The 1995-nt window shown below is 37.2% G+C and carries 1 protein-coding gene; it reads right to left on the bottom strand.

Annotated features, from left to right (window positions below; genetic code table 11):
* Window positions 1-897: 897 nt before the first annotated feature.
* Window positions 898-1782: a hypothetical protein gene (locus EXA13_RS16440; protein WP_238134078.1), complete on the bottom strand. Its 885-nt coding sequence runs from the start codon at window positions 1780-1782 to the stop codon at window positions 898-900.
* Window positions 1783-1995 lie beyond the last annotated feature (213 nt).

The raw sequence follows: 1995 nt of genomic DNA, 5'->3' as shown, positions 1-1995 counted from the left end.
TGTTTAGCCATAAATCACCTCTCAATTAGACCCTAGATCTAACTTAGTAAAGTGTCTACTAAACGTGGGGTACTCGGAAACATAACGCCCAATTAAGTAGCCCGAAACGCGACTACCAACTTCCCGCATAACACCGTAATCACTAAACTCAACGCAAAACAAAAATGCCACGCGTTGAGGGTCTGCTTGAATTGTTTGTTATGCTTTATTACTCATTGATTAAATTGAATTTTTACAATATTTATTGGTTACAGCCACTTTAAATCAAAATGACAAACCTGCCTACTTTAAGCAATCGTTGTTGTCGATAAGATCCCAAATAAGTTGAAGCGAATTAGCTTGCGGAATCAAGGGGCAAACAACACCAAAGGAAGAGACCTTTCAGCAAAAATCGAGCCTTTTGCACACACAATTTATCAGAGCAAAGCCGGACAAAAGCACACAATCATCGATAAACTTGCGCTCACCAAACACTTTCAGCAAGCAAGATGTCAATGAGATCCCAGACATGCTGAAGTGAAATAGCCTGTGGAATCAACGAGCCAACAGCACAAAAGAAAGAGACCTTTCAGCAAAAATCGAACCTTTTGCACACACAATTTATCAGAGCAAAACCCGACAAAAACACAAAAGCATCGTTCAACTTTCAATCGCCACAAAAAAGAACAATAAACTCATAATATCAATAAATTAGAATATAAAAACTTCTAAATCAGACTGAGTTTTCCCATTAAAATTTATATATTGATTTTGCTGAGGTTCAATAAAGCATAACGCCCAATTAAGTTGTGAGCAACGCTGCCACTTTACCTAAACACTTCGCCGTAATCACCAAACAAGTTGAAACCAAAAGTGCCGAGCGTTGCGAATCAGCTTGAATTGCTTGTTATACCTACACTACGCAGGAGAATCTAATTCTTTATTTCTTTTAATACGATCGTGAATGTTGCTAGCAACTACAGAAGCCGCGATTCCAAGTATAAATGCAAGTACATAGTCCAAAATTTTCATAAACCAAGATGTTTGATCCTGCCCTAATGCTTCTCTAACTGCATTGATTTGACTATCAGTCATCTCTTTCAACACTTGAGACTTTTCATACTCAGCCTGAATCTTTTTTGATTGAAGATGAGTTTTCTCCATATCACTTTTTATTTCGGATAAATATTTTTCTAGGCTTTTTATATTGTGTAAAGCACCTTCAACATTTTTAATTCTTGAATCTAGCCCCCCCTCATTATTTTGGGTTGGGGCTATGTAGGAGTATATTGAAAAAGAAAGCCCTAGAATTGCAATTAACATCGAAAACCATGCATAAGCTAGATTTCTCTTTTCCTTTTCTTTTGACTTGTAAATTTTCTGAGCCATGAAAGAGCTTTGTAAATCTAACGCTTGGTCAATGTTGATCTTTTGATAAACCCTTACTAGTGAATAGCCAAGATTATTAAGCATATCCATAAAGTAAGTTATGTCATCCGGATTTATAACAGCTGACGTAACTAGTATGAACCCTTCAAATTCCCCCTTAATTCTCTCGGCATTATGAGCAATCCTTTTCAGGTCACTTCTTCTTAGATTTCGACGGTGTTTTACTTCAACAGCAGCATTATGTTGTTTGCCATCATCATCTTTAACAAAAGACTTAAAGTCATAACCTAAGTCTTGGTGGTATTCATTTTCAGGAGCGTATATTACCGATAAGTCATCTTGCTTTTGTAAGAAGTCAAGCGCTAGCTCTTCGAACTTTCTTCGAGAAAGATCATATATGTCGATATTGCTCATATTTTGAATATAACTCCATGTAGGTATAACGCCGCATTAAGGGGCAAGCAACGCAAACAGCTGAACTCAAACTAGCCAGCCGTAACCTCAAATGCCCACCCAAACCAAAACTGCCACGCGTTGATTGTCCCTCTTAAATGCTTTGTTATGTAACTTTACTAACCATTTCAAAGCATTACCAAAAGCAGCATCGCCAAACACGATTTAACTTAC

Origin of the sequence: Vibrio cincinnatiensis (genome assembly GCF_022113815.1) — a bacterium.
Taxonomy (GTDB): domain Bacteria; phylum Pseudomonadota; class Gammaproteobacteria; order Enterobacterales; family Vibrionaceae; genus Vibrio; species Vibrio cincinnatiensis_A.
The sequence above is the reverse complement of the archived record's forward strand: the minus strand, read 5'-3'. Positions and strand labels throughout refer to the sequence as shown.